The 1,179-nt window shown below is 34.6% G+C and carries 1 protein-coding gene; it reads right to left on the reverse strand.

The annotated features are described in order from the left end of the window. Window positions 1–279 precede the first annotated feature (279 nt). Window positions 280–873 carry a hypothetical protein gene (locus AC33VI_RS23045; RefSeq protein WP_491784600.1) on the reverse strand — a complete coding sequence of 198 codons (594 nt, stop codon included), beginning with the start codon at window positions 871–873 and terminating at the stop codon, window positions 280–282. Between the last annotated feature and the right edge of the window lie 306 nt (window positions 874–1,179).

A 1,179-nucleotide genomic window follows, 5' to 3' on the forward strand; every position in this document is an offset into this window, starting at 1 on the left:
GCGATCGCATCTTTACGAGATAAGAAATAGCCAAAATGCCTTTAGAAGATTTAAAAAAGGCTGTTAAAAGCGTTAGCGTTTATGGCCGTGTCATGCCAGAACACAAGCTACAAATCGTCAAGACTTTCTAGCGACAGGACAAATTCATAAGGAGAAAGCGAATACGCAAATACATCTTAGAAAAAACCAAAAATCGGGATGAGTAGGTTAAAATCGTGACAGATTTTTCTGAATTAGCTTGGACTTGGATAGTATTTAAAAAATATAAAGTGAGACTAATTAGCAGCCTGGGCGCAAAGGCGATCGCTCGCTGCGAAGAATCACCCAATCTTCTTGAGCAAACTTAAATTCTGTTTTAGTAATTATGTTTTGTTCTAACAGCCACTTCAGCCTGATGGTTTGTCTTTCAAAATCGCGATCGCGGTTGATATAGAAATATTTTTCTCTCAGGTATCGTTTACGATACAACCAAAGCTGGGTCAAAAATTTATCTAAAGCTTGGCGGTTGGGGCGATCTCGAAGAAAGACAATTTTTCGGCGATCGCTTGTCTCGATGATTATATAGTTTTGTTGCCGATATCGATATAAAACCGCTAATAAAATACCTGCTACTAGAGGAAAGAGCGCGTAGTAAAATCCTTTTTGAAGTGATAAGCTTTGTAAAAAAATACATACAGCAAAGGAAATTGTTGCTACAGCGAGCGACAGCAGCCTACTATTTTGGTGACTGCTAATATAAGCCTCATTTGCCAGGGTTTCATAGGAAATATATTGTTCTCGCTCTACCTTTAAATTTTTATAACAAAGTTTTAGCTTGTCAGGTAATAGCAAGAAGCTTCTTTTTTCCCATAGCTTATTCTGCTGTAATTCCATTATGTTTAATTCTCAATCCCATTCTAAAATTTATCAGTAGATGGGATCGCTGGAATATTTTTAAGCTTGATTTTAAAATAATCGTTTCAATACTATACAAAAAACCATTAAATTAAGTTAAGTTATGTTATAAAGAAAAACTAACTGTAGCTAAGAATTATTAATACATTGGTTTATTAATGGACAATAGAGAATTGTTCATTGTCAATTTTTGAATGCTCGATAAAACTATGAAGAAATAATATTATCTAATATTCTAGAGTTAATTCAATTGGTAGGGGACTCAAGATTCCTCTAGCTTAGAGC

Source organism: Waterburya sp. (genome assembly GCF_058530065.1).